This is a genomic window from Phenylobacterium montanum, assembly GCF_018135625.1.
GTDB classification, from domain to species: domain Bacteria; phylum Pseudomonadota; class Alphaproteobacteria; order Caulobacterales; family Caulobacteraceae; genus Poindextera; species Poindextera montana.
This window is the reverse complement of record NZ_CP073078.1, coordinates 3762411-3784270: the sequence shown is the minus strand read 5'-3', so window position 1 is coordinate 3784270 and position 21860 is coordinate 3762411. Positions and strand designations below refer to the sequence as shown.

General features: G+C 69.2%; 22 protein-coding genes. 10 read left to right on the top strand and 12 right to left on the bottom strand.

What is annotated here, in order from left to right:
- Positions 1-11: 11 nt before the first annotated feature.
- Positions 12-965, bottom strand: a complete 954-nt coding sequence (locus KCG34_RS17130; RefSeq protein ID WP_211936838.1) for an alpha/beta fold hydrolase — start codon at positions 963-965, stop codon at positions 12-14.
- A 148-nt stretch (positions 966-1113) separates the two neighbouring features.
- Between KCG34_RS17130 and KCG34_RS17125 the strand changes: the two genes are divergently transcribed.
- Positions 1114-2781, top strand: coding sequence for an amidohydrolase (locus KCG34_RS17125; protein WP_211936837.1), 1668 nt, complete (start codon positions 1114-1116; stop codon positions 2779-2781).
- Positions 2782-2784: 3 nt separating this feature from the next.
- Here the strand turns inward: KCG34_RS17125 and KCG34_RS17120 are convergent, their stop codons facing one another.
- Both KCG34_RS17120 and KCG34_RS17115 read right to left on the bottom strand, forming a co-directional pair.
- A complete protein-coding gene (locus KCG34_RS17120) occupies positions 2785-3450 on the bottom strand; it encodes a sulfotransferase family protein (protein ID WP_211936836.1) in 666 nt (221 codons plus the stop codon).
- An 88-nt stretch (positions 3451-3538) separates the two neighbouring features.
- Positions 3539-5344, bottom strand: a complete 1806-nt coding sequence (locus KCG34_RS17115; RefSeq protein ID WP_211936835.1) for a M3 family oligoendopeptidase — start codon at positions 5342-5344, stop codon at positions 3539-3541.
- Between the two features lie 150 nt (positions 5345-5494).
- On the opposite strand from KCG34_RS17115, the gene KCG34_RS17110 reads away from it, so the two are divergent.
- Positions 5495-6961 (top strand): sigma-54-dependent transcriptional regulator, encoded by a 1467-nt coding sequence (locus KCG34_RS17110; protein WP_211936834.1) that lies wholly within the window; start codon positions 5495-5497, stop codon positions 6959-6961.
- A gap of 10 nt (positions 6962-6971) precedes the next feature.
- On the opposite strand, the gene KCG34_RS17105 is transcribed toward KCG34_RS17110, so the two are convergent.
- Positions 6972-8057, bottom strand: a complete 1086-nt coding sequence (locus KCG34_RS17105; protein WP_211936833.1) for a zinc-binding dehydrogenase — start codon at positions 8055-8057, stop codon at positions 6972-6974.
- 72 nt (positions 8058-8129) lie between these two features.
- On the opposite strand from KCG34_RS17105, the gene KCG34_RS17100 reads away from it, so the two are divergent.
- From KCG34_RS17100 to KCG34_RS17090, 3 genes are all read left to right on the top strand, one after another.
- A complete protein-coding gene (locus KCG34_RS17100) occupies positions 8130-8939 on the top strand; it encodes a helix-turn-helix transcriptional regulator (RefSeq protein ID WP_211936832.1) in 810 nt (269 codons plus the stop codon).
- A gap of 52 nt (positions 8940-8991) precedes the next feature.
- Positions 8992-9909: a bifunctional helix-turn-helix transcriptional regulator/GNAT family N-acetyltransferase gene (locus KCG34_RS17095; protein WP_211936831.1), complete on the top strand. Its 918-nt coding sequence runs from the start codon at positions 8992-8994 to the stop codon at positions 9907-9909.
- An 81-nt stretch (positions 9910-9990) separates the two neighbouring features.
- Entirely contained in the window at positions 9991-10638 is a 648-nt protein-coding gene (locus tag KCG34_RS17090) for a glutathione S-transferase family protein (RefSeq protein WP_211936830.1), read from the top strand.
- A 120-nt stretch (positions 10639-10758) separates the two neighbouring features.
- Here KCG34_RS17090 and pseC read toward each other — a convergent pair whose 3' ends face one another.
- The 7 genes from pseC to motA form a co-directional block, all read right to left on the bottom strand.
- Positions 10759-11964, bottom strand: a complete 1206-nt coding sequence (gene pseC / locus KCG34_RS17085; protein WP_211936829.1) for a UDP-4-amino-4,6-dideoxy-N-acetyl-beta-L-altrosamine transaminase — start codon at positions 11962-11964, stop codon at positions 10759-10761.
- Positions 11957-12988, bottom strand: a complete 1032-nt coding sequence (gene pseB, locus KCG34_RS17080) for a UDP-N-acetylglucosamine 4,6-dehydratase (inverting) (RefSeq protein WP_211940868.1) — start codon at positions 12986-12988, stop codon at positions 11957-11959. Before pseB ends, pseC begins: the two co-directional genes overlap by 8 nt.
- Positions 12989-13182: 194 nt before the next feature.
- On the bottom strand, positions 13183-13809 hold the full coding sequence (locus KCG34_RS17075; protein WP_211936828.1) for a glutathione S-transferase family protein: 627 nt from the start codon (positions 13807-13809) through the stop codon (positions 13183-13185).
- 48 nt (positions 13810-13857) lie between these two features.
- Positions 13858-15675 carry a bifunctional tRNA (5-methylaminomethyl-2-thiouridine)(34)-methyltransferase MnmC2/FAD-dependent 5-carboxymethylaminomethyl-2-thiouridine(34) oxidoreductase MnmC1 gene (gene mnmC / locus KCG34_RS17070; RefSeq protein WP_211936827.1) on the bottom strand — a complete coding sequence of 606 codons (1818 nt, stop codon included), beginning with the start codon at positions 15673-15675 and terminating at the stop codon, positions 13858-13860.
- Between the two features lie 92 nt (positions 15676-15767).
- Positions 15768-16001 (bottom strand): hypothetical protein, encoded by a 234-nt coding sequence (locus KCG34_RS17065; protein ID WP_249138060.1) that lies wholly within the window; start codon positions 15999-16001, stop codon positions 15768-15770.
- 89 nt (positions 16002-16090) lie between these two features.
- Entirely contained in the window at positions 16091-16321 is a 231-nt protein-coding gene (locus tag KCG34_RS17060) for a hypothetical protein (protein WP_211936825.1), read from the bottom strand.
- Between the two features lie 296 nt (positions 16322-16617).
- Positions 16618-17487: a flagellar motor stator protein MotA gene (gene motA / locus KCG34_RS17055; protein ID WP_211936824.1), complete on the bottom strand. Its 870-nt coding sequence runs from the start codon at positions 17485-17487 to the stop codon at positions 16618-16620.
- A 126-nt stretch (positions 17488-17613) separates the two neighbouring features.
- Here motA and KCG34_RS17050 point away from each other — a divergent pair, with 126 nt between their 5' ends.
- The gene (locus tag KCG34_RS17050; RefSeq protein ID WP_211936823.1) at positions 17614-18987 is read left to right on the top strand and encodes an MFS transporter; all 1374 of its coding nucleotides are present in this window, start codon (positions 17614-17616) and stop codon (positions 18985-18987) included.
- Here KCG34_RS17050 and KCG34_RS17045 read toward each other — a convergent pair.
- Positions 18984-20249, bottom strand: coding sequence for a lytic murein transglycosylase (locus tag KCG34_RS17045; protein ID WP_367576006.1), 1266 nt, complete (start codon positions 20247-20249; stop codon positions 18984-18986). The genes KCG34_RS17050 and KCG34_RS17045 overlap by 4 nt on opposite strands.
- A gap of 183 nt (positions 20250-20432) precedes the next feature.
- Here KCG34_RS17045 and ykgO point away from each other — a divergent pair, with 183 nt between their 5' ends.
- From ykgO to KCG34_RS17025, 4 genes are all read left to right on the top strand, one after another.
- Complete coding sequence (gene ykgO / locus KCG34_RS17040; protein WP_012523667.1) at positions 20433-20558, top strand: type B 50S ribosomal protein L36; 126 nt, start codon at positions 20433-20435, stop codon at positions 20556-20558.
- A 19-nt stretch (positions 20559-20577) separates the two neighbouring features.
- Positions 20578-21189 carry an HAD family hydrolase gene (locus KCG34_RS17035; protein ID WP_367576005.1) on the top strand — a complete coding sequence of 204 codons (612 nt, stop codon included), beginning with the start codon at positions 20578-20580 and terminating at the stop codon, positions 21187-21189.
- A 94-nt stretch (positions 21190-21283) separates the two neighbouring features.
- Positions 21284-21550 carry a nucleoid-associated protein GapR gene (gene gapR / locus KCG34_RS17030; protein ID WP_211936820.1) on the top strand — a complete coding sequence of 89 codons (267 nt, stop codon included), beginning with the start codon at positions 21284-21286 and terminating at the stop codon, positions 21548-21550.
- Positions 21547-21858 (top strand): hypothetical protein, encoded by a 312-nt coding sequence (locus KCG34_RS17025; RefSeq protein ID WP_211936819.1) that lies wholly within the window; start codon positions 21547-21549, stop codon positions 21856-21858. The genes gapR and KCG34_RS17025 overlap by 4 nt, the downstream gene beginning before the upstream one ends.
- Positions 21859-21860: the final 2 nt, after the last annotated feature.

Below are 21860 nucleotides of genomic sequence, written 5' to 3'. Positions count from 1 at the left end.
CGTGCGCGGTCTCAAGGCCAGGAGACCAGGAGGCCGCGCAGGGCCGTGATCAGGGCCAGGGGCTGGTCGATCATCACGTGGTGCTCGGCGTCGGGGATGGCGAAGCTGGGCACATCGGCCGGCACCCGCCGCTCTGCGGCCTGCATCCGCTGGATGATGGCCGAGTTTTCGCCATAGACATGCACCATCGGCGCGTGCGGCCCCGGCGGAGCGGTCAGGGACGAAAGCCCGACCCGGTCGAGCTTGTTCCACAGCTGCGGATCGAAACGCCAGGTCCAGCCCTCGCCGCCGCCGTCCAGGGGAACGGCCTTCAGCGAGCGCCGGGCGATGAAGTCGGCGATATAGGTGTTGCGGCAGCTCTGCGGCGGCATCAGCCGGAAGCGGGCCAGGGCCTCGGGCAGGGTGGCGTAGGCGCGGTTCTGCTTTGGCCGTGTCTCCGGCGCACGAAAGCCCTCTTCGGCCGGGGGCGGGCCGCCAAAGCCGGTGTCGACCAGGATCGCGGCCCGCATCCGGTCGGCATGGCGGGTGGCGGAATAGAACACCTGGGCGCCGCCGAAGGAGTGGCCGACATAGATCGGCTTCTGCCCATCGTCGTACAGGCCCGCCGCCTTGGCGCCCTCGAACATTTCGTCGGCATAGGTCTCGAAATCGTAGCGTTCGCGCCAGTCTGACCCGCCCATGCCCGACATGGAGATGGCCGCCACCCGGTAGTCCTCGGCCAGGATCGGGGCGATGAAGCTCCACCAGTCGGCATGGGCGGTGTTGCCATGCACCAGGAGCAGGCCCGGCTTGCCGCGCTGGCCCCAGGTCAGAAGCTCGATCGCCGCGCCCTTGACCGTCACCATACTCCGCTCGGGCGCCTTGGCGATGGCGGCGTCGAACCAGGTGGGAGCCTCGGGAACCGCGCCCTTGTAGGGCGCCAGCGGCGGGGGGAATTCGGGCAGGGATGAAAGGTCGTCGGCCATGGCTTCACGCTCGAAATGCAGAAATCTATGCTCTTCAGTCTCAACTAATCGCCGGTAAGCGAAAGGCAAGGCCGCAAATGGTTCCGCTTGGGGCCACGCCATGCCAGACTCCCCGGCGAACCTGCAAAATCATGGGGGAAGAACTGGCATGAACCAGCACAACACCAATCTCAGCCGCCGCAGCATCCTGGCCCTCGGCGCCGCCGTCGCCGCGGCGCCCGTGATCGGCCGCGCCCAGGCGCCCGGCCTGGTCCTGACCGGCGGGCCTATCTACACCGGACTGAAGGACGTCCAGACGGTCCAGGCCGTGGCGATCCAGGCCGGGCGCTTCGCCTATGTCGGCGACCTCGCCGGGGCCAAGGCGGCCGCGCCGGGCGGGCGGGTGATCGACCTCGGCGGTTCGGCCGCCTATCCGGGCTTCGTCGACTGCCACGCGCACCTGACCGAGATCGGCCTGCGCGAGATGACCCTCAATCTCGAAGGCTCGGCCTCGATCGTCGAGGTGCAGTCCCGGCTCAAGGCCGCCGCCGCGCAGCAGCCGGCCGGCCCCCTGTTCGGCCGCGGCTGGATCGAGACCCACTGGCCCGAACACCGCTTCCCCACCCGAGCCGACCTCGACGCCGTGGTCGCCGACCGGCCGGTGATGCTGGAACGCGCCGACGGCCATGCGGTGGTGGTCAATTCCAAGGCCATCCAGCTGGCCGGGATCACCGCCTCGACACCCAATCCGGCTGGCGGCGAGATCCTGCGCCAGGCGGGCGGCGAGCCCAACGGCATGTTCGTCGACAACGCCATGGACCTGGTCAAGACCGTGTTCCCCAAGCCCGACCAAGCCATGAAGCGCCAGGCCCTGGGCCTAGCCGACAAGCTTTACTGCTCGCGCGGCTGGACCGGCGTCCATTCCATGAGCGTGGCTCAGGACGAACTCGACATCCTGCGCGGCATGGCGGGGCAGGGGACCTTGCGCCTGCGGGTCGACAACTTCATGGACCTGGACCAGGCGGACGAGGTGCTCAGGACCGGCCCCACGGTCGACCCCACCGGGCGCGTGCATCTGCGCGGGATCAAGCTCTATGCCGACGGCGCCCTGGGCTCGCGCGGCGCGGCGCTCCTGGCGCCCTATTCCGACAAGCCAGGCTCGGTGGGACTCGAGGTGATGTCGCACGACACCATCGTCGGCGCGATGCAGAAGGCCAAGGCGGTGAACGCCCAGGTCGCCACCCACGCCATCGGCGACCGCGGCAACCGCAACACCCTGAACGCCATCGCCGAGGTGCTCGGCTCGGGCCACAACGATCGCCGCTGGCGTATCGAGCACTCCCAGATCCTGTCGCTTGAGGACCTGCCGCGCTTCGCGGCCATGGGCGTGATCGCCTCCATGCAGCCCTCGCACGCCATCGGCGACCTCTATTTCGCCCCGGCGCGGCTGGGGCCGGATCGGCTGAAGGGCGCCTACGCCTGGAAGAGCCTCCTGGCCTCCGGCGCGGTGGTCTGCGGCGGCACCGATGCGCCGGTGGAGAAGGGCGACCCCCTGATCGAATACTACGCCGCCTGCTACCGCCACGCCTTGAACGGCTTCGCCGGCCCGGACTGGGGCCTGGACGAGGCGGTCAGCCGGGCCCAGGCGCTGAACCTGTTCACCGGCGCGGCGGCCTACGGGATCTTCAGCGAGAAGGAGCTGGGCTCGATCGAGGTCGGCAAGCGCGCCGACGTCAGCGTCTTCTCCAAGGACCTGATGACGGTCGATCCGGCCGAGATCCCCAAGGCCAAGGCGACCTTGACCATCGTCGACGGCCAGGTGGCCCACCAAGGATAGGGCCTAAGCGCCCTTCGCCTTGTCCAGCTCGGCCTTGATCGAGGCCGGGTCTGGCGGCGCGCCGGCGTGCGCCGCCGTGCGCGCCTGGAATTCTTCGCGGGTGTTGTGCTTGGGGAACGGGGTGTCCGGGACCGGAACGCCAAGGAAGCCGCACAGGGGTTCCCAGCCCTGGGTGGCCTCGAACACGATAAGGCGGTCGGCCGGCACAGTGCGCATCACCTCGTCGGTGTGGCGCTTGAAATAGTCGATCATGAAGTCGCGGTCGTTCTGCCGACCGCCGAAGTCGGACATCACCATGTTGAAGAAGGCCTTCATCGGCTCCGGTGGCGAGGATGCGGGGCCGCCCGGCGCGAATATGGTCGCCTGGGTCGACTCGAACCATTGGGCCGGGTCGCGGAGGGAGTGAATCAGCTTGGCGTCTGGATAGTGATCCATCAGCTGGCGCCAGAACTTGCAGCCGGGATAGTCGACCATCGACTGATAGCCGGCGAAGATCGCGTCCCAATCCGGCGCGCCGGCCCCCGCGGCGACCCACAGGGGCACGCTCTCGGGATGCATGAACACCTCGACCATGTGGTGGCACGGGCCGAGGCCCAGCTGCTCCAGCGCCAGCTTCAGCGACATAGTGCCGGTCCGGCCAAGCCCGGTTCCGATGACCTTGAGAGCCATTCCATTTCCCCCGTTCGCGCCGGCGTCGTGGCGCGCCGGTCGTCGGGATAGGCTATGCCTTCAGAAAGCTGGGCTCAATGGCGGCTGTTCAGACCAGCGCCTCGAACTCGTCCACCAGCCGCTCCAGCCTTGCGCATCCGCTCGCCCAGAACGCTTTCTCGCGCGGGTTCAGCCCGAACGGCTTCAGCGCCTCGACGTAGGTGCGGGTGCCGCCGGCGGCCAGGAGGTCCTCGTAGAGCGGCGCGAAGCCCTTGGGGTCCTTGCGCCGCGCCTCGGCCAGGGCTTCGACCAGCAGGTTCCCGAAGGCGTAGGCGTAGACATAGAACGGCGCGTGGGCGAAGTGGCTGACATAGGCCCAATAGACCTCGTAGCCGGGATTGAGCTTCACCGCCGGCCCCAGGCTCTCGCCCATCACCTCCAGCCAGATCGAGGCGATGTTGTCGGGCGCGACCTCGCCGGCCTGGCGCTCTGCGTGGAAGCGGGTTTCGAATCTATGGAACGCGATCTGGCGCGAGACCGTGTTCAGGGTGTCCTCGATCTTGCCTGCCAAAAGCGCGCGGCGGTCGGCGGGCGAGGCCTCGGCCAGCAGGCGGTCGAACACCAGCCCCTCGCCGAAGATCGAGGCGGTCTCGGCCAGGGTCAGGGGGGTGTCGGCCAGCAGGGTCCCCAGGGGCGCCGCCAGGGTCTGGTGCACCGCATGGCCCAGCTCGTGGGCCAGGGTCAGCACGTCCCGCCGCTCGCCCATATAGTTCATGAACACATAGGGGTGCTTGTCCGAGGTCACCGGGTGCGAATAGGCGCCCGAGGTCTTGCCGGGGCGCGGCAGGGCGTCGATCCAGGGCTCCCTGAAGAACACCTGGGCCTTGTCGGCGAAGGCGGGGGCAAGGTCCGAGAACGCCTCCAGCACCATGCCCTGCGCCTCGCCCCAGCTGTATTTGCGCGGTTCGGCGCGGTCCAGCGGGGCGTTGCGGTCCCAGTGGTTCAGGTGCGCCTGGCCCAGAAGCTTGGCCTTCAGCGCGTAGTAGCGGTGCGAAGTCCTGGGATAGCTCTCGGCCACCGCCGCCTCGAGGGCCTGGACCGCATCGGCGTCGACCTCGTTGGCCAGGTGGCGCGACTGGGCCGGGTCGGTGTAGCGCCGCCAGCGATCCTCGATCTGCTTTTCCGCGGCGATGGTGTTGAGGGAGAGGGCGAGGATCGGCGTCCGCTCCTCCAGCGCCTTGGCCAGGCCGCCGGCGGCCTGCTTGCGCCGATCCGGATCGGCGTCGCTCATCCGGTTCAACGCCTCGGCCAGGGTCAGGCTTTCCTTGCCGCAGCGGGCGACCAGGCGACTCAGGGTCTCGTCATAGAGCCGGGTCCAGTTGGCCACCGCCGGCGCGCGATCGACCAGCATCCGCTCCAGGTCGGCCGACAGCTCGTGCGGCCGTGACAGGCGCACGCGGCGCAGCCAGGGGCGATAGCGGGCCGCGGCCGGCTCGGCCTTCATCGCCGCCTCGATCTCCCATTCCTCCAGCTGGTTCAGCTCCAGGGTGAAGAAAAGGCTCTCGGCGGCGATCGCGGCCGAGCGGGCGCGCACGTCGCCCTCGAACTTGGCCCAGGCCGCGTCGTCGCGCATGGTCGAGGCCGCCAGCGAAGCGTAGGCGCCCACGGCCCAAAGGCCATTGGTCGCGGTCTCGTAGAGCGAGACCCCCTCGGCGATCGTGGCCCCCAGGCGCGAGGCGTCGGCCCGGGCGGCGACAAAGGCGCCCTTCAGCCGCACCAGGGCGTCGTTGGCGGCGGCGGCCGCCTTCAGGGTCTGTTCGATGCGCGGGTCGTCGCGGCTTTCGAACAGGTCGTCCAGGCGCCATTGCGGCAGGGGCTCGGCGGTCGCGAGGTCGGCTTTTGCATTCAGGGTCATGGGCCGGAACCTAGAGAGGCGCCGCCCCGCCCGCAATCGTCCCGATTAAGGATTCAAAAACGCCCGCTCAACCCCGCCTTTACCTGCTGGCGGTAGAACCACTGTCAATCAAGTCGCCCAGAATGGCGCGACCATCGGTGGATGCGCGTAATGACCAAGACCGTTCTCGTCGTCGACGACGACCCGACCCAACGCCGCCTGATCCAGGCCGTGCTGGAGCGTGAAGGGTTTGCGGTCGCCCACGCCGAGAGCGGCGAGGCGGCGATCGACCGCCTGGTGGCCGGCGCGCCGGCCGACGTGATCATGCTCGACCTGATCATGCCGGGCCTTGGCGGCCTGGCGGCGCTGAAGGAGATGCGCAGCCGCGGCTTCAACCAGCCGGTGGTGGTGCTGACCGCGACCGGTGGCATCGACACCGTGGTCCAGGCCATGCAGGCCGGGGCGCAGGACTTCTTCGTCAAGCCGGCCTCGCCGGAACGCATCCTGGTCTCCATCCGCAACGCCCTGCACATGGGCGACCTCAAGGGCGAGGTCGAGCGGCTGAAGAAGCGCGCCGGCGGGCGCATCACCTTCGACGAGATGATCGGCTCGTCGCCGGCCATGACCATGGTCAAGCGCCTGGGCGAGCGGGCGGCGAAATCCTCGATCCCCATACTCATTCTGGGCGAAAGCGGCGTCGGCAAGGAGCTGATCGCCAGAGCCGTGCATGGCGGCTCGGACCGCGCCGGCAAGCCCTTCGTCGCCGTCAACTGCGGCGCCCTGCCGGAGAACCTGGTCGAATCCATCCTGTTCGGTCACGAAAAGGGCAGCTTCACCGGCGCCACCGACAAGCACCTGGGTAAGTTCCAGGAGGCCAATGGCGGCACCCTGTTCCTGGACGAGGTGGGCGAACTGCCCCTGGACATGCAGGTCAAGCTGCTGCGCGCCCTGCAGGAGAGCGAGATCGACCCGGTGGGCGCCAAGCGGGCCGTGCGCGTCGACGTGCGCATCGTCTCGGCCACCAATCGCGACCTGGCCCAGCAGGTGGCCGCCGGCCGCTTCCGCGAGGACCTGTACTATCGCCTGAACGTGTTCCCCATCGAGGCCCCCGCCTTGCGCGAACGCCGCGAGGACATCCCGGCCCTGGTCGAGCACTTCGTGCGCCGCTTCAACGTCGAAGAGGGCAAGCGGGTCCAGGGCGCCACCGCCGAGACCGTGGCCCTCCTGGCCGCCCACGACTGGCCGGGCAATGTCCGCCAGCTGGAGAACGCGGTCTATCGCGCCATCATCCTGGCCGACGCCCCCTATCTGCAGCCCTACGACTTCCCGGCCATCTCCGGGGTCCAGGCGCCGCCGCCCGAGCCGGCCCAGCCCGCCATGCCGCGGCTGATGGACGCCATCCCCTCGGCCCAGCAGCTGATCGACGAGATGCCGGTCGACGCCCCGGTGAAGATCCTCGACGAACGCGGGCACCTGAGGAAGCTCGAGGACATCGAGCGCGACCTGATCCAGCTGGCCATCGAGCTCTATTCCGGCCACATGAGCGAGGTCGCCCGCCGCCTCGGCATCGGCCGATCGACCCTCTATCGCAAGGTGCGCGAACAGGGGCTGGACGGCATGCTGGACGAGGCGGTCTGAGGCTTCGGTGCTACCGATCCGGTCGCAGTACGGTGGTCTGGAACGGGCCGGCGTGCGCCGCGGCGTGGGTTACGGCCTCGTTCACCTGATCCAGGCCGAACTCGGTCACCGCGAACTGGCCGAGGTCCAAGAGGCCTGAGCGGACCAAGCCGACCATGCGCGGGATCGCATCCCGGGGATACATCCACTGGCCGCGGATGGTGATGTTGTTGGTCATCAGCCAGGGATAGGGCAAGGCCAGGGGCTCGCCGCCGCCCATGCCGACCCCACCCATCAGGACGACAGTCCCGCCAGGCCGCACCGCCAGCGCGGCCGTCCGGACCTGGGCCACGCTGGCCTGCGGCGGCAAGAGGTCGAGCACGCAGTCGATCGGGGCGGTCGTGGTTTCCAGGATGCGCTGCCGGTCGGCCTCTTCGTCGCCGGTCATGCGCGCGGTCCTCAGCCTGCCGTCGAACCGACGCTGAAGGTCGGCCAACGCCGCCTCATTGCGCCCGGTGGCGACCACACGGCCGGCGCCCAGAGCCAGGGCGACCGCCACGCCGGCGCTGCCGAAGCCGCCGGTGGCGCCATTGACCACCACCGTCTCGCCGGCGCGGAGGTCGGCCGCCAGCAGCCCGGCATACGGCACCAGGCACATGCCCAGGCCGCACCAGCGGCCCGCCTCCTCTGCCTCGATCATCCCGATCGGGATCGCGTTCTCGGTGGGAACCAGCATCTGCTCGGCGAAGGAGCCGTGGCGAAAGTGGCGCTGCAGCTTCAGGCCGCCCTCGCTGCGGGTGGTCAGGCCTTGCAGCGCGATGTCGGGGGTCACCGCATCGTCGCGCGAGCGGATGGTGGCGTCGCAGCAGACCCAGTCGCCGACCTTTAGCCGTGTCGCGTCGGGTCCAAGAGCGCGGACCCTTCCGATCGCGCCCACACCCGGCGCCGCCGGCAGCGGCAGGGTGTAACCTCGGGCGCCGGACAGGATCTCACCCATGTAGGAGAGCACCCGGGTGGCGATCACGTCGACCACCACCTCGCCTGTGCCCAGAACGGGGTCGGGGATGGTCTGGAGGGCCAGGGGCGAGCCGAAGGCTTCGAGAATGGCGGCTTTCATGGGGAGGATCTCCTTGGATGCGCCAGTCTCGCGCACCCTGCCCAAGCCAGGAAGACCTGGTATTATCCTGGGATGATGGGATACGACCTTGAGGCCCCCGGCCCGCCCACCGCCGACCTGCGCCACAGCCAGCTCGGCGATTTCCTGAGAGCCCGGCGCGAGCGGCTGACGCCCGAGGCGGCGGGCCTGCCGCCCGGCCGGCGCCGGCGCACGCCCGGGCTGCGCCGCGAGGAAGTGGCCGAACTGGCCGGCATCGGCGTCGATTGGTACGTGCGACTGGAGCAGGGCCGCTGCGTCAAGCCGTCGGTGACCACCCTCGACGCCCTGGCCCGCGCCCTGCGCTTAAGCCCAGTCGAGCACGCCCACTTCAAGGCCCTCGCCTTGGGCGATGACCCCCGCGCCTTCGTCCGAGAGGCCGTGCCCGAGCCGATCCGGCGCATGGTCGAGGGCTTGAACCAGCCCGCCTATGTCACCGGCCGCCGCTGGGACGTGCTGGCCTGGAACGCTGCGGCGGAAGAGATCTTCGCCTTCGGCCGCCTGGCCGAGGCCGACCGCAACACCCTGGTCAATATGCTGGTCAACCCTGCGACCCGCCGCTTCTTCGGCGCCTCCTGGGAGGGTGAGGCCCGGCGCATGGTCGCCCAGTTCCGCGCCACCTACGATCTCTGGGCCGGCGATCCGGCCTTCATCGCCCTGGTCGGGCGTCTGCGCCGCGACAGCCAAGAGTTCGACGTCTGGTGGGACGCCCACGACGTCCGCGCCCCGGCCGCCGGCCGCAAGCAGCTCGAGCACCCGGTCAAGGGTCCGATGCAGCTGGAATACGCCACCTTCCAGTCCAACGACGATCCGGCGCTGAAGCTGATCATCTACACGCCGATGTGAGCGCCGCGCATAGATACTTGACTCTATCAACTATCGGCGCAAGGCTCCGGTCATGAGCACCGCCGTCGACAGCATCCGTAGCTTCAATCGCTTCTTCACAAAATATGTCGGCGCCCTGGACCCGCGGTTCCTGGGCACGGACCTGAGCCTCAGCGAAGCGCGGCTGCTCTATGAGATCGCCCATGCCGACGGGCTTCTGGCCTTGGACCTGCAGGGCGGCCTCGACATGGATCCGGCCTATGTCAGCCGGGTCTTGAAGCGCTTCGAGGATCGCGGCTGGATCACGCGCGGACGCGGAGAGGGCGACGCGCGCCAGCGCCCGATCGCCCTGACAGCGGCCGGGCGCACCGTGTTCGACGACATGGACGCCCGCCAGTGCGCCGAGGTCGCCGCTACGCTCGACCGTCTGGGTCCGGCCCAGCAGGGCGAACTGGTCGCCGCCTTGGCCTGCGCCAAGGCCCTGCTCGACGATAAGGCCCAGCGACAATTCTCCCTGCGCACCTTCCGCGCCGGCGACATGGGCCTGATCGCCGCCCGGCAGTCGATCCTCTACCGCGAGGTCTATGGCTGGGGGCCGCAGATCGAGGTGATCGAGGGCGAGGTCACCACCAATTTCCTTCGCGACTTCAAGCCCGGCCGCGAGCAGTGCTGGGTGGCCGAGGTGGACGGCGTGATGGCCGGGTCGATCTTCGTCACCGATGAGGGCGAGGGCCTCTGTCGCCTGCGCCTGCTCTATGTCGAGCCCTTCGCCCGCGGCCTCGGCATCGGCGAGGCCCTGGTTGCGACCTGCATCGATTTCGCGCGCCAGGTCGGCTATCGCGAAATGACCCTCTGGACCCACACCATCCTGGAAAGCGCCCGACGCATCTACGCGGCCCACGGCTTCCGCATCGTCGAGACCCATGTGCATGAGGAGTTCGGGGCGCCGGTGCAGAGCGAGACCTGGCGGTTGGACCTGACGGGCGGCTGAACCTCTGGACGACCACATTCGGGGTGGCGCGGGACGATATATGTTGATATCAACATAATATCGTGTTCCAGGGAGATGCTCATGACGATTCAGGTGGCCGCTTTTCGTTGGGTTCCGCCCTTCGCCCAAGGCTTCGTGCGCGACCTGCGCATCCGCTGGGCGCTGGAGGAGGCAGGCTGGCCCTACGAGATCGAGCTGATCGACTTCGAACGCGCCAAGTCAGCAGACTATCGCGGCTGGCAGCCGTTCGGCCAGGTCCCGGCCTATCGCGACAGCCATGTCGAGATGTTCGAATCCGGCGCCATCCTGCTGCATCTGGCGGAGCGCTCGGACGCGCTGGCGCCCACAGACGCCGCCGGAAGGGCGCGGACCACCACCTGGGTGATCGCGGCGCTGAACTCGATCGAGCCCTTCACCCAGAGGTTCATCGAGATGGACAACGCGCCGGGCACCGCCTGGCCGGAGGACTACCGCGCGCGGACGGAGGGGCTGCTGGAGTCGCGCCTGGGCGGGCTCTCCGCCTGGCTGGAGGGTAAGGGCTATCTGGAAGGCCGCTTCACCGTCGCCGACATCGTCATGAGCACGGTCTTGCGGGAAATGGAGGCGCATGGGCTGGCGGCGCGGTTCCCGGTGCTGGAGGACTATCGTGCGCGCTGCACCGGCCGGCCGGCGTTCCAGCGCTCGCTGGAGGCTCAGTTGGCCACGTTCCGGGAGAATGAGCCGGCTTAGAGGCGACTGAGTTCCCGCGGACTCAAAATTCCGCTCATCCCGGCGAATGCCGGGACCCAGATCATAAAGCTCCGGCCCGTGGGATTCTTAGGGTCGAGATCGAACCAACGGCCGCCGCTCTCAGCCCCCCAACACCTCCCCCAACGCCCCCACCACCCGGTCCACGTCCCCATCCGCCATCCCCGCCTGGAGCGGCAGGCTGAGACAGCGGGCGTAGTAGGCTTCGGCGCCGGACAGGGTCTGCTCGCCATAGAGCGCGCGGTAGTAGGGCTGGCGGTGGACCGGGATGTAGTGGACCTGGGTCCCGATGCCCTTGGCGCGCAGGGCCTCCATCACCTGGCGGCGGGTCTGGCCGGCGGCGGTGAAGTCAATCAGGACGACGAAGAGGTGAAGGGCCGAACGGCTGGTCCAAGGTTGCGCGACTGGCCGCACCAGCGGCGCCAGGGCGGGCAGGAGCTCATTGTAACGCTGGGCCAGCTGGCGCCGGCGTTCGACGAACCGGTCCAGCTTGGCCAGCTGCGACAGGCCCAGCGCGCAGAGCACGTCCGGCAGGCGATAGTTGTAGCCCAGGGCCTGCTGCTCATAGGCCCACGGATTGGGCGCCTCGCCGTCGAAGCCGATCTCCGGATCGACGAAATCGGCCGGCTCGCGCACGATCCCATGGCTTCTCAGCCGCGCCACCCTTTGCGCCAGGGCGTCGTCGTTGGTGGTGACCATGCCGCCCTCGCCGGTGGTCAGGGTCTTGACCGGGTGGAAGGAGAAGCAGGTAAGGGCCGAATGGCGGCAGTCGCCGACGCGCTCGGGGACATTGTCGAAGGTCATGGCCGTGCCCACCGCGTGGGCGGCGTCCTCGACCAAGGGGGCGCCGGCCGCCTCGGCGACGCGCTTCAGCGCCGGCAGGTCGGCGGCGTGGCCGTTCAGGTGTACGGGCAGGACCGCCTTCAGCGGCCGGCCGCCGATGCGCGTCATCGCCTCGGCCAGGGTGTCCGCAGTCATCAGGCCGGTGTCGGGATCGACGTCGGCGAACACCACCTCGGCGCCCTGATAGCGAGCGCAGTTGGCGGTGGCGGCGAAGGTCAGGGTGGGGGCGATGACCACGTCGCCGGGACCCACGCCCAGGCCCAGCATGGCCAGGTGCAGGGCGGCGGTGCCGTTGGAGCAGGCGATGGCGTGGCGCGCGCCGACCTTTTCCGCGAACGCCGCCTCGAATTGCGCCACCCGCGGGCCGGTGGTCAGGAAGTCGGCGCGCAGGGCCTGCGCCACCGCGGCCAGGTCATCGTCCTCGATCACCTGGCGGCCATAGGCGAGGAAAGGCGCGTCAGCCATGCTGGGCCAGCAGCGCCATGAGGGCGTCGGCGTCCAGCCACTCGCTGTTGGCGTCGCTGGAATAGGAAAACCCGTCCGCCACCCGCTCGCCCGTGTCGCCGGCGAAGGGGGTGCGGGTATATTCGACGAATTCCGGCTCGATCACGTAGCGGTCGGCCAGTTCGGTGGTCATGCGCGCATCGTCGGCCGAGATCATCACCTCGTGCAGCTTTTCGCCCGGGCGGATGCCGACGGTCTTGTGCGGCAGGTCGGGCGCCAGCGCGCGAGCGACGTCGGGCATGGTCATCGAGCCGATCTTGGGCACGAAAACCTCGCCGCCGCGCATCATCTCCAGCGACGAGAGGACGAAATCGACCCCCTGGTCCAGCGAGATCCAGAACCGGGTCATGCGCGGGTCGGTGATCGGCAGCTCCTTGGCGCCGTTGGCCGCCAGGCGCTGGAACAGCGGCGCCACCGAGCCGCGCGAGCCCGCCACATTGCCGTAGCGGACCACGGAAAAGCGCGTGCCGATGTCGCCGGCCAGGTTGTTGGCGGCGACGAAGGTCTTGTCCGAGGCCAGCTTGGTCGCGCCATAGAGGTTGATCGGGTTGCAGGCCTTGTCGGTCGACAGGGCCACGATGCGCTGCACATGGTTGGTCAGGGCGGCCCAGACCACATTCTCGGCGCCCATCACATTGGTGTGGATGCATTCGGACGGGTTGTACTCGGCCGCCGGCACCTGCTTCAGGGCCGCGGCGTGGATCACCACGTCGACCCCCCGGAAGGCCAGGGTCAGGCGGGTGCGGTCGCGCACGTCACCGAGGAAGAAGCGCATCTTGGCCATGGCTTCCGATGGAAAGGCCTCGGCCAGTTCGGCCTGCATCTCGTACTGCTTCAGCTCATCGCGCGAGAGCACGATGATCTTGCGCGGCTGCTGCTCGGCCAGCACGCGGTGGACGAAGCGACGGCCGAAAGAGCCGGTGCCGCCGGTGATCAGCACCACCTTGCCGTCGAGGATCGGGGTCTTGGGCGCGAAGGAACGCAGTTTCGGATGTTGGGGCAAGCCATGCCCTCCTCAGCCGGCGCGAATCACCTGCGCCGGCCGGTATGCTGCCGCATCGAGGGCTTCGGCGCCCCTGTCTTTCAAGGGGCTGGGGCGCCGCCGATGGACGCGGGGGAATCTAGACGTTGGAGCGGGTTGCGGGCGGAAAACCGCTTCGCACTTTTCCTCAACCCGCTCTACTGCCCAATCCCGTACGCCCCGCCCTTTTCCAGCGCGGCCTTGTAGGCCGGGCGGGTGTGCAGGCGTTCGACATAGGCGGCGAGGTTCTTGAACGGGCCCAGCCGGCCGAAGTTCTTGCCCACTTCGCCCACGAAACTCATCTGGATGTCGGCCCCGGTCAGGTCCTCGCCCAGCAGGTACGAGCGGCCCTGCAAGGCGGCGTCGACATAGGCCAGGTGGTTGTCGATCTCGCTGTCGATGCGCGGCTTCAAGGGCGCAGCGGCCTCGCCCAGGCGCATGGTGTAGAGGTTCAGCATCAGGGGCAGCATGGCCGAGCCCTCGGCATAGTGCAGCCATTCCACATGGGCCCAGTGCGCCGCGCTGTCCTTCGGCGGCTGCAGTCGGCCCTGGCCGTACTTGTCCAGCACATATTCGACGATGGCCCCGGACTCGGCGATCTTGATCTCGCCGTCGGTGATCACCGGCGACTTGCCCAGCGGGTGGATGGCCTTCAGCTCCGGCGGGGCCAGGTTGGTCGCCGCGTCCCGCTTGTAGAACTGGATGTCGTATTTCAGGCCCAGCTCCTCGAACAGCCACAGGATCCGCTGCGAGCGGGAATTGTTCAGGTGGTGGATGGTCAGCATGGGGCCTCTCCCGGGACGGTCGCTTCTGGCGTCGGCGCAAACTCTATCTTACGCCTCTCCGACCGGTTCGGATCGTCGGCGCGCCGATCTTTTTGCAAATCGAGCCGGATCGACGATCGCCGCCAGCGGGGCGGGCAAAGGCGAGGGCGCGCCCAGGGCCTGGGCCGCCACATGCTCGGCCAGCAAGGGCGCCGCGCAGAACCCGCGCGAGCCGAGGCCGGAGAGGACGAACAGCCCCGCCTGGCCCGAAACTGCGCCGGCCAGGGGCAGGAAGTCGGGGCAGGCGGCCCTGAGGCTGGCGCGGCCCTCCCAGGGGCGGTCGGTCAGCTCGGCGGCGAGGCTTGGCCGCACCTGGGCCAGAAGGGCGAGGTTGCGGGCATGGTCGTCGGGCCGGACGGCCGTGTCGGTGTCGTCACGGTCGTGGGTGGCGCCGAAGACGAGGCCGTCACGGGTCGGGATCAGATAGCCGGCGCCCATCACCGCGGGCGGGGGCTCGGCGGTGCGGACTAGGCTGATCTGGCCCCGCACGGGCGAGAGCGGCAGGTTCGGCGCGAAGGCCTGGGCGGCCAGGCCATTGGCCAGGCAGACCCGATCCGCAGACGCGATCAGCTCGCCATCCGGGCCGATCAGCCGCCAGCCGTCGCCGCCGCGTTCCAGCCCGGCGACCTCGGCCCGAACCTGTTTCGCACCGGCGAGCCAGGCGTCGAGCACGGCGGCCGGCGCGACCACCCGGCCGTCGGCGAGGAAAAGGCCGCCGACCTCGGCGTCTTCGCCCAGCGCGCCAGCCGTCTCGGCCACGGCGAGCCGCGCCAGGCGGCCGGCTTCAAACAGGTCCGAAGCGGCGATGCGGTCGAAGCGCGAAGGGTCTTTCGGCCCTGTCTCCAACTGCAAGGCGCCGCGGGCGATGACCGCGCCAAGCGTCTCGTCATAGACATCGCAGGCCCTGGCGAAGGCCTGGGCGTAGAGTTGTGCCACCGCGGCCCCGCCGGCGTCCAGCCGCGGCATCACCAGCGCGGCAGAATTGCCGGACCCGCCGGCGCCCGGGCGTTCGGCCTCGATCACCGTGACCTGCGCGCCCTGGGCGGCGAAGGCGCGGGCCAGGGCGGCGCCGGCTATGCCCGCCCCGACGATGGCGACGCGGGGCGAGGCGGACTCGGGCGTCGGCGCGCCTGGCAGGACGGCCTCCAGCCGCTCGCGCTTGCGGCCGAAGCCCTGACGCTTTTCGACGGCGAAGCCCTGCTCGGCCAGGCCGCGGCGCACGGCGCCGGCGACGGTGAAGGTCGCCGCCCTGGCGCCTGGCGCGCTGTGCGCGGCCACGCCGGCCAGCACCTCGGGGCTCCACATGCCGGGATTGGCCGCCGGCGAAAAGCCGTCGAGGAACCAGGCGTCGGCGCGCCCGTCCCAGGCGGCCAGGGCCTCGGCGGCGTCCATCACCGCCAAGTCCAGGCGCGCGCCGATCTCGTCGAAAGCGATGCGGTGGAAGCCCCTGGCGCGCCTGGGCCAGCGGGCGACGAGACGTTCGGCCAGGGACGCCAGTTCAGGCCAGTGGGCCAGGACCCGGGCGGCGTCCTCGGCCGGCATGGGAAAGGCCTCGACGGAGAAGATGCTGAGCTGGGCGCCCGGCTCGCGGGTCCTGGCCCAGAGATCCAGCAGGGCCAGGATGTTCAGCCCCGAGCCGAAGCCTAGCTCGCCAGCTGTGAAACGCCGCCGCCCGGCCCAGGCCTCGGGCAATGCACAGCCGGCCAGGAACACGGCGCGGGTCTCGGCCAAGCCGTCATGGGCTGAGAAATAGACGTCGTCGAACAGCCGCGAGCGGGGCAGGCCGTTCTCGTCCCACAGGACCGGGGAGTCGTCATCGGGGCGCATGGCGCCTGATAGCCGCAAATCGCGCGTTCAGAACGCAAAAAAGGCCGCCCGGCTGGGCGGCCTCTTCCGAGATAGCCTGAAGAAGGCTGATCTTACTTGTTGGCGGGCGCAGCCGACGAAGCAGCCGAAGCGTCGGCGGCGGTCGAAGAGGCGGCGGCGGCGGCCGAGGCGGCCACGGCGGCGTCCGAAGCGGCGGTCGCGGCGGCGGCGGCGTCCGAAGCGGCGGCCGCCGAGTCGGAGGCGGCGGCGTCGGCCGGCTTCTTGTTGCAGGCGCCGACGGACAGGGCGGCGACAGCGGCGCCAGCCAGGAGAATCTTGCGGAGCATATCGGAGGTCATGAGCTTAAGGTCCCTTGCTAAAAACTAGGGCCGCCCAGGACAGGACGGCCCCTTACGCGAACTGTGGCTGTTAGGCCTTACTTGTTGGCCGGAGCAGCCGACATGGCGGCGGCCGAGGCGTCGGCGGCGGCCGACGAAGCGGCGGCGGCCGAAGAGGCGGCGGCGCTGGCGTCCGAAGCCGCGGCGGCGGCTTCCGAGGCGGCGGCTTCCGAAGCAGCCGGAGCTTCCGGCTTCTTGCAGGCGGCGACCGAAAGAGCGGCGACGGCGGCGCCGGCGACGAGGATCTTACGAAGCGTGTCGGAGGTCATGTCCCAGGTCCCTCTAGGAGGTTTATGCGCCGGACCGCAAACCCGTCGCTCCGGCGAAGGCCAAGGACCTGCGACGGATCGGCGCGCCCACGTGCGCTGAAGTTGAATATGCCTTCATCTGCGAGAAGGGCAAGCACCAAGTTCACGAGCCCGTGATCACTGTGAACCTTCGGCCGCCGATCCCGCCAATTTTCGGCGCGCACCGGCTGACAAGCGCCTGAAACGCCCCGGGGTTCCCAGGGGCGGCTGACGTTCCCGAAGAATGGAGCAGCGCCGGCCGGGCCAGCGCCGCGATATCAGCCTTCGGCCGGGATGGTGCTGAGCGCCTCTTCCAGCTCCAGGAAGCTCGGCTGAGCCGGGCTCGGCACCCCGCCGCGGCCGATCTCGACCGAAATCTGAGCGGCGTTGCCGTGCAGGTGGGCGACCAGAACAGCCTGGATGATCTTGTAGAACGAGCTCTCCTCGTCGACCACGTCCTTCATTCGCGCGGCCATCGGCCCAACCATGCCATAAGCCAGGAAAACGCCGAGGAAGGTGCCGACCAGGGCCCCGCCGATCATGGTGCCCAAGACTTCCGGCGGCTCGGTGATCGAGCCCATGGTCTTGATGACGCCCAGCACGGCGGCGACGATACCGAGCGCCGGCAGGCCGTCGGCCAGGTTGGACAGGGCGTGCGACGGGCCCAGCGCCTCGTGATGGTGCTTTTCCAGCTGCTTTTCCATCGCGTCCTCGACCTGGTGCGGGTCTTCCAGGTTCATGGTCATCATCCGCAGGGTGTCGCAGATGAAGTCGATGGCGAAGTGGTCGCTCATCAGCTTGGGATAGCGCGAGAAGATCGTGCTCTCTTTGGGCTTTTCGATGTGGCTCTCCAGGGCGATCACGCCCTTGGATTTCATGGTCTTGGTCAGGAGGAACAGCAGGGACAACAGGTCCCTGTAGTCCTGCGCCTTCCACTTCGGGCCCTTGAAGGCGCTGCTGAAGCCCTTGCCCATGGCCTTGATGGTGGCCATGGAGTTCGAGATCAGGAACGCAGCCACGCCGGCGCCCAGGATGGCCATCAGCTCGTGCGGGGCGGCCTCAATGATCACCCCCATCTTGCCGCCGGAGATGATGAAGCTGCCGAACACCATGGCGAACAGCACTACGATGCCGATGATCTGAAACATTGTAAGGCTTGCCAGTCCCCGTACTCTGGCCCCGTTTTGGCCGCGGCGAGCATCGCCGTTATTGCTTAATTCCGCGTTTGCGACGTGCGGCTTGCGCGGGTATCTGCGGATCATGGCGCCAAGGGCATGAACAGGCCGAGTACGCTCCCGCCGGGGGCGCAGGGAGGAACGGCTACGGAGGCGGGGTCGATCGACGGCCAGGTCCGCTCGCGCTCGTTCGCCATCCTGTTCTGCGTCTCGGTGATCACCGCGGTCGGCAATACCGGCATGCAGTCGGTGCTGCCGGCGATCGGCCGCACCATCGGCATACCCGACCCAATGGTGGCGGCGATCTTCTCGCTGTCGGCGCTTTTGTGGGCGATCAGCTCGCCGATCTGGGCCAGGGCGTCGGACCGACACGGGCGCAAACCCTTGATTCTCTTGGGCCTCGCCGGCTTCGCCCTGTCCATGGTGCTGTGCAGCGTCGTGGTCGGCGCCGGGCTTCGCCACCTGGCGACGCCCATGGTCATCTTCGTCTTTTTCCTTCTGGCGCGGGCCCAGTTCGGCCTGTTCGGCTCTGCCGCCAACCCGGCGACCCAGGCCTATGTGGCCGAGCGCACCACGCGCGAGGAGCGCACCCAGTGGATGTCGACGCTCGCCGGCGCCTTCGGCCTCGGCACCATCATCGGCCCCCTGATCGCCACCCTGTTCGTCCTGCCCATTGTGGGTCTGGCCGGCCCCATGCTGGCCTTCGCCCTGATGGCCGTAGCCATGCTGGCGGCGGTGGTGCGCTGGCTGCCGGAGGAGCGGCGAGCGCCGCCACCCAAGGGAAAGGAGCCCGCGCACCTTGCGTTGGACCCCGTCCCACCGATGAAGCCCCAGGCCCTCTGGCGCGACCCGCGGCTGGTCCCGTTCCTGGCCTACGGCTTCCTGGTCGCGGTCTGCCAGACGGCCATGGGCCAGACCCTGGGCTTTTTGATCATCGACAAGACCCACGAGAGCCCGTCGGCGGCGCTGAACTATATCCGCATGGCCATGATGATGGGCGCCATCGCCGGGCTTCTGGCCCAGTGGGGCCTGATCCGCATGTTCCGCATGAGCCCGCGCCACCTGTTGCGCTGGGGTGTCTGCCTGGCCGCGGCGGGCAATCTGATCACCGCCTTCGCCCCGGACTACTGGACCGTGGTCCTGGCCTACACCCTGTGCAGCCTGGGCTTCAGCTTCGCCCGGCCCGGCTTCACCGCCGGGGCGTCTCTGTCCGTGCCGCAGGAGGACCAGGCCCGCGCCGCCGGGGCGATCGCGGCGGTCAACGGGGTCAATGTCGTGCTCGCGCCCCTGTTCGTGAAGCTATACGAAATGGTCCCGCCGGCGCCCTTCCTGCTCTGTGCGGCCGTGCTCGTCGGCCTGGCGGTGTTCGCCTATTCCAACGGCGCCCTGCGCCGCGCCGGCGAAGCCGCCACCAGCGAGGACGAGGCGACCATCTCGATCCTGGAAAAGAGCGAAGAGGCGGGAAGCGCTTAAGCCGGGGGCGCAGGGGCCGAAGCCCCCGCCTCGGCCCGTAGCCGTTGCACCAGCTCGATCGACAGATAGCCGTCCGCCGGCAGGCCGCGGGCCTTTTGCCAGGCCCGGAGCGCAGCGCGGGTGCGGGCGCCGATCAGGCCGTCGGCGGCGCCGGCGTCGAAGCCGAGGCGAGCCAGGGCGGTCTGGGCGTCGCTGCGGTCGGCCAGGGACAGGGGCGTCTCGGGCGGCCAGGCCGCCAGCACCGGGGCGCGGCCGGCGATGCGGTCGGCCAGGAGGCCCACGGCCAGGGCGTAGGCCAGGGCGTTGTTGTAGGCCCGGATGACGAAATGGTTCGGCAGGGCCAGGAAGGCCGGCCCCTTGGCGCCCACCGGGACCAGCAACACCGCGTTTTCGGCCGCGTCCGCCTTGCTCCAGGCCGCGCCGTCGGTCGTTCGCAGACCGAGCTTGGCCCACGCCTCCAGCGGCTGGGCCGGCCCTTCGGCCAAGCCGTAGTCGAAACCCTCGGGCAGGGTCATCTCCCGCGCCCACAGCTCGCCCGGCTTCCAGCCGGCCTTGGCCAGCAGATTGGCCGCCGAGGCCAGGGAATCCTCGGCCGAGGTCCAGATGTCCGGCCGGCCGTCGCCGCTCAGATGCACCGCGGTGGAGAGATATTGCGTCGGCTCGAACTGGGGCTGGCCAAGGGCGCCGGTCCACGAGCCGCGGAGCTGCGCGCGGGTGGCGTCGCCGTCGGCGATGATCTGGAACACCGCCAGAAGCTGTGTCTCGGCCCAGTCGGCGCGGCGGCCGCTGGCGGCCAGAGTGGCCAGGGAGCGCAGGGCGTCATAGTCCCCCTGGATCTGGCCGAAGCTGGTCTCCACCGCCCATATGGCCAGAAGGATCTCGGCCGGCACGCCGTAGCGGCGCTCGACCTCGGGCAGCCAGGAGAGCTCCGCCAGCTTGCGCCGGCCGGTCTCGACCCGATCCTCGGTGACGATTCCGCGCACATAGTCGCCGAGCGGCTTGGAGAATTCCGGCTGGCGCGTCTCCAGGGCGCGGATGCGGGGGTCGGGCGTCAGGCCCTCGAACTCGCGGGCCAGCACGTCGACCGGCAGGCCCTCGGCCAGGGCGCGGACCATGAACTGTGACCGCCAGGCGTCGAAGGCGCTGTCGCCAGTGGGGTCCGGGGCGTTGATGCGGGTGTCCGGCGCTGTGGGCGCAGGCCCCAGCGGCGGGGGAAGCCCGCCAGGGTCGGCCGCGCCGGCCAGGGTGAGCAACAGGAACATGCGCCGGTCCATGCGGTTGAATCTAGAGACTTGCCGGCGGTTGCGAAACCGGGTTTCGCCCTTTACCGGTCAAGGAATTCGCGCGCGGAATTGACTCCGAAGCCCAAGCCGCCTATACGCCCGCGCTCCAATTCACACGGGAGGTGGGCGCGCCGCCCCGCACCCGCCGCCGAAGAGACCGCCATGAAGGTTCGCAGCTCGCTCAAGTCGCTCAAGACCCGCCACCGCGATTGCAAGCTGGTGCGTCGCAAGGGCCGCGTCTACGTGATCAACAAGACCGACCCGCGCTTCAAGGCCAAGCAGGGCTGATCCAGGCCCTCGGGCTTTGGTGAGCAAGCGTCCGACCGGCGTCCTGTGGGACGTCGGCAATGTGATCGTGCGTTGGGATCCGCGCACCCTCTATTCCAAGATATTCCCTGACTCGGCCGAGCGTGAGCGCTTCCTGGCCGAGGTCTGCACCCCAGCGTGGCACATCGAGCACGACCGCGGCCGGCCGATGGCCGAGGGCGTGGCCCTGCTGGCGGCGCAGTTTCCCGAACACGCCGAGACCATCGCCGCCTGGAACGACCGCTGGTGGGAGATGTTCTCCGGCCCGGTCGCCGAGACGACGGGGGCCATCGAAGCCCTAGCGGCGCGTGGCGTGCCCCAGTTCGGCCTGACCAACATGAGCGTCGAGACCGCGCCAGGCACTTTTGCCATGGACCCGGCCTTCCGGCATCTGGCGGTGATCGTGGTCTCGGGCGAGCACGGCCTCATCAAGCCCGACCCGCGCCTGTTCGCCCTGGCGCTGGAGCGGATCGGCCGCCCGGCCGAGAGCCTTTTGTTCGTCGACGACAGCGCGGCCAACATCGAGAGCGCCGCGGCGATGGGTTTTGCGACTCACCACTTCGCCGACCCGGCCGCCTTGCGCCCCGCGCTCGAAGCCCATGGCCTGCTCTGAAATTTTCGCCTTCGCCGCAATTCCCGCCGCCAAAAAAACCCTCTAGGGTCCGCCGCTCTTTGGACCACCTCTACAGTGAAAGACCGCACCTCCCATGGCCGATGATTCCTCCGAAATCGACGTCCTCAACGCCACGGCCCAGAGCCAGCTGAAGAGCATCATCGAGCGCATCGAGCGGCTGGAGGAGGACAAGGCCGCGGTGCAGAACGACCTGAAGGAGGTCTATGCCGAGGCCAAGGGCAACGGCTTCGACACCAAGGTGCTGCGCAAGGTCGTACGCATGCGCAAGCAGGACAAGGCCAAGCGCCAGGAGGAAGAGGCGCTGATCGACCTCTATCTGTCGGCGATCGGGGGTCTGTGAAGTCCAAGCTTCCAGATCATAGAGAAAAGGCCAAGCGCGCGGCGCTGAACGCACTGCGCAAGGCCCGGCGGCTGGCCGCGCGCGCCGGGGTCGAGTTGAGCGAATGGGAAGGCGAGTTCCTGGGCTCAGTCGAGGACCGGGTGAAGACCTACGGCCGCGCCTTCGCCGACCCGGACAAGGGCGCGCCGGCCCAGCCGCTGTCGATGCTGCAGGCGGTCAAGCTCAAGGAGATCACCGCCAAGGCCAAGGGCGAACCCCGGCCCGGGCGACGATTTGGTCAGCGCAAGCCGCGGGCGGCGGAGGACTGAAG

Bases quoted from the DNA above. Each gene is read 5' to 3' on its own strand.
- KCG34_RS17130 (WP_211936838.1), bottom strand. From the start codon at position 965: ATGGCCGACGACCTTTCATCCCTGCCCGAATTCCCCCCGCCGCTGGCG.
- mnmC (WP_211936827.1), bottom strand. From the start codon at position 15,675: ATGCGCCCCGATGACGACTCCCCGGTCCTGTGGGACGAGAACGGCCTG.
- KCG34_RS17120 (WP_211936836.1), bottom strand. From the start codon at position 3,450: ATGGCTCTCAAGGTCATCGGAACCGGGCTTGGCCGGACCGGCACTATG.
- KCG34_RS17075 (WP_211936828.1), bottom strand. From the start codon at position 13,809: ATGCTGACCATCCACCACCTGAACAATTCCCGCTCGCAGCGGATCCTG.
- KCG34_RS17125 (WP_211936837.1), top strand. From the start codon at position 1,114: ATGAACCAGCACAACACCAATCTCAGCCGCCGCAGCATCCTGGCCCTC.
- KCG34_RS17065 (WP_249138060.1), bottom strand. From the start codon at position 16,001: ATGCTCCGCAAGATTCTCCTGGCTGGCGCCGCTGTCGCCGCCCTGTCC.
- KCG34_RS17090 (WP_211936830.1), top strand. From the start codon at position 9,991: ATGACGATTCAGGTGGCCGCTTTTCGTTGGGTTCCGCCCTTCGCCCAA.
- KCG34_RS17105 (WP_211936833.1), bottom strand. From the start codon at position 8,057: ATGAAAGCCGCCATTCTCGAAGCCTTCGGCTCGCCCCTGGCCCTCCAG.
- gapR (WP_211936820.1), top strand. From the start codon at position 21,284: ATGGCCGATGATTCCTCCGAAATCGACGTCCTCAACGCCACGGCCCAG.
- motA (WP_211936824.1), bottom strand. From the start codon at position 17,487: ATGTTTCAGATCATCGGCATCGTAGTGCTGTTCGCCATGGTGTTCGGC.
- KCG34_RS17100 (WP_211936832.1), top strand. From the start codon at position 8,130: ATGATGGGATACGACCTTGAGGCCCCCGGCCCGCCCACCGCCGACCTG.
- ykgO (WP_012523667.1), top strand. From the start codon at position 20,433: ATGAAGGTTCGCAGCTCGCTCAAGTCGCTCAAGACCCGCCACCGCGAT.
- KCG34_RS17110 (WP_211936834.1), top strand. From the start codon at position 5,495: ATGACCAAGACCGTTCTCGTCGTCGACGACGACCCGACCCAACGCCGC.
- KCG34_RS17045 (WP_367576006.1), bottom strand. From the start codon at position 20,249: ATGTTCCTGTTGCTCACCCTGGCCGGCGCGGCCGACCCTGGCGGGCTT.
- KCG34_RS17095 (WP_211936831.1), top strand. From the start codon at position 8,992: ATGAGCACCGCCGTCGACAGCATCCGTAGCTTCAATCGCTTCTTCACA.
- KCG34_RS17115 (WP_211936835.1), bottom strand. From the start codon at position 5,344: ATGACCCTGAATGCAAAAGCCGACCTCGCGACCGCCGAGCCCCTGCCG.
- KCG34_RS17060 (WP_211936825.1), bottom strand. From the start codon at position 16,321: ATGACCTCCGACACGCTTCGTAAGATCCTCGTCGCCGGCGCCGCCGTC.
- KCG34_RS17050 (WP_211936823.1), top strand. From the start codon at position 17,614: ATGAACAGGCCGAGTACGCTCCCGCCGGGGGCGCAGGGAGGAACGGCT.
- pseC (WP_211936829.1), bottom strand. From the start codon at position 11,964: ATGGCTGACGCGCCTTTCCTCGCCTATGGCCGCCAGGTGATCGAGGAC.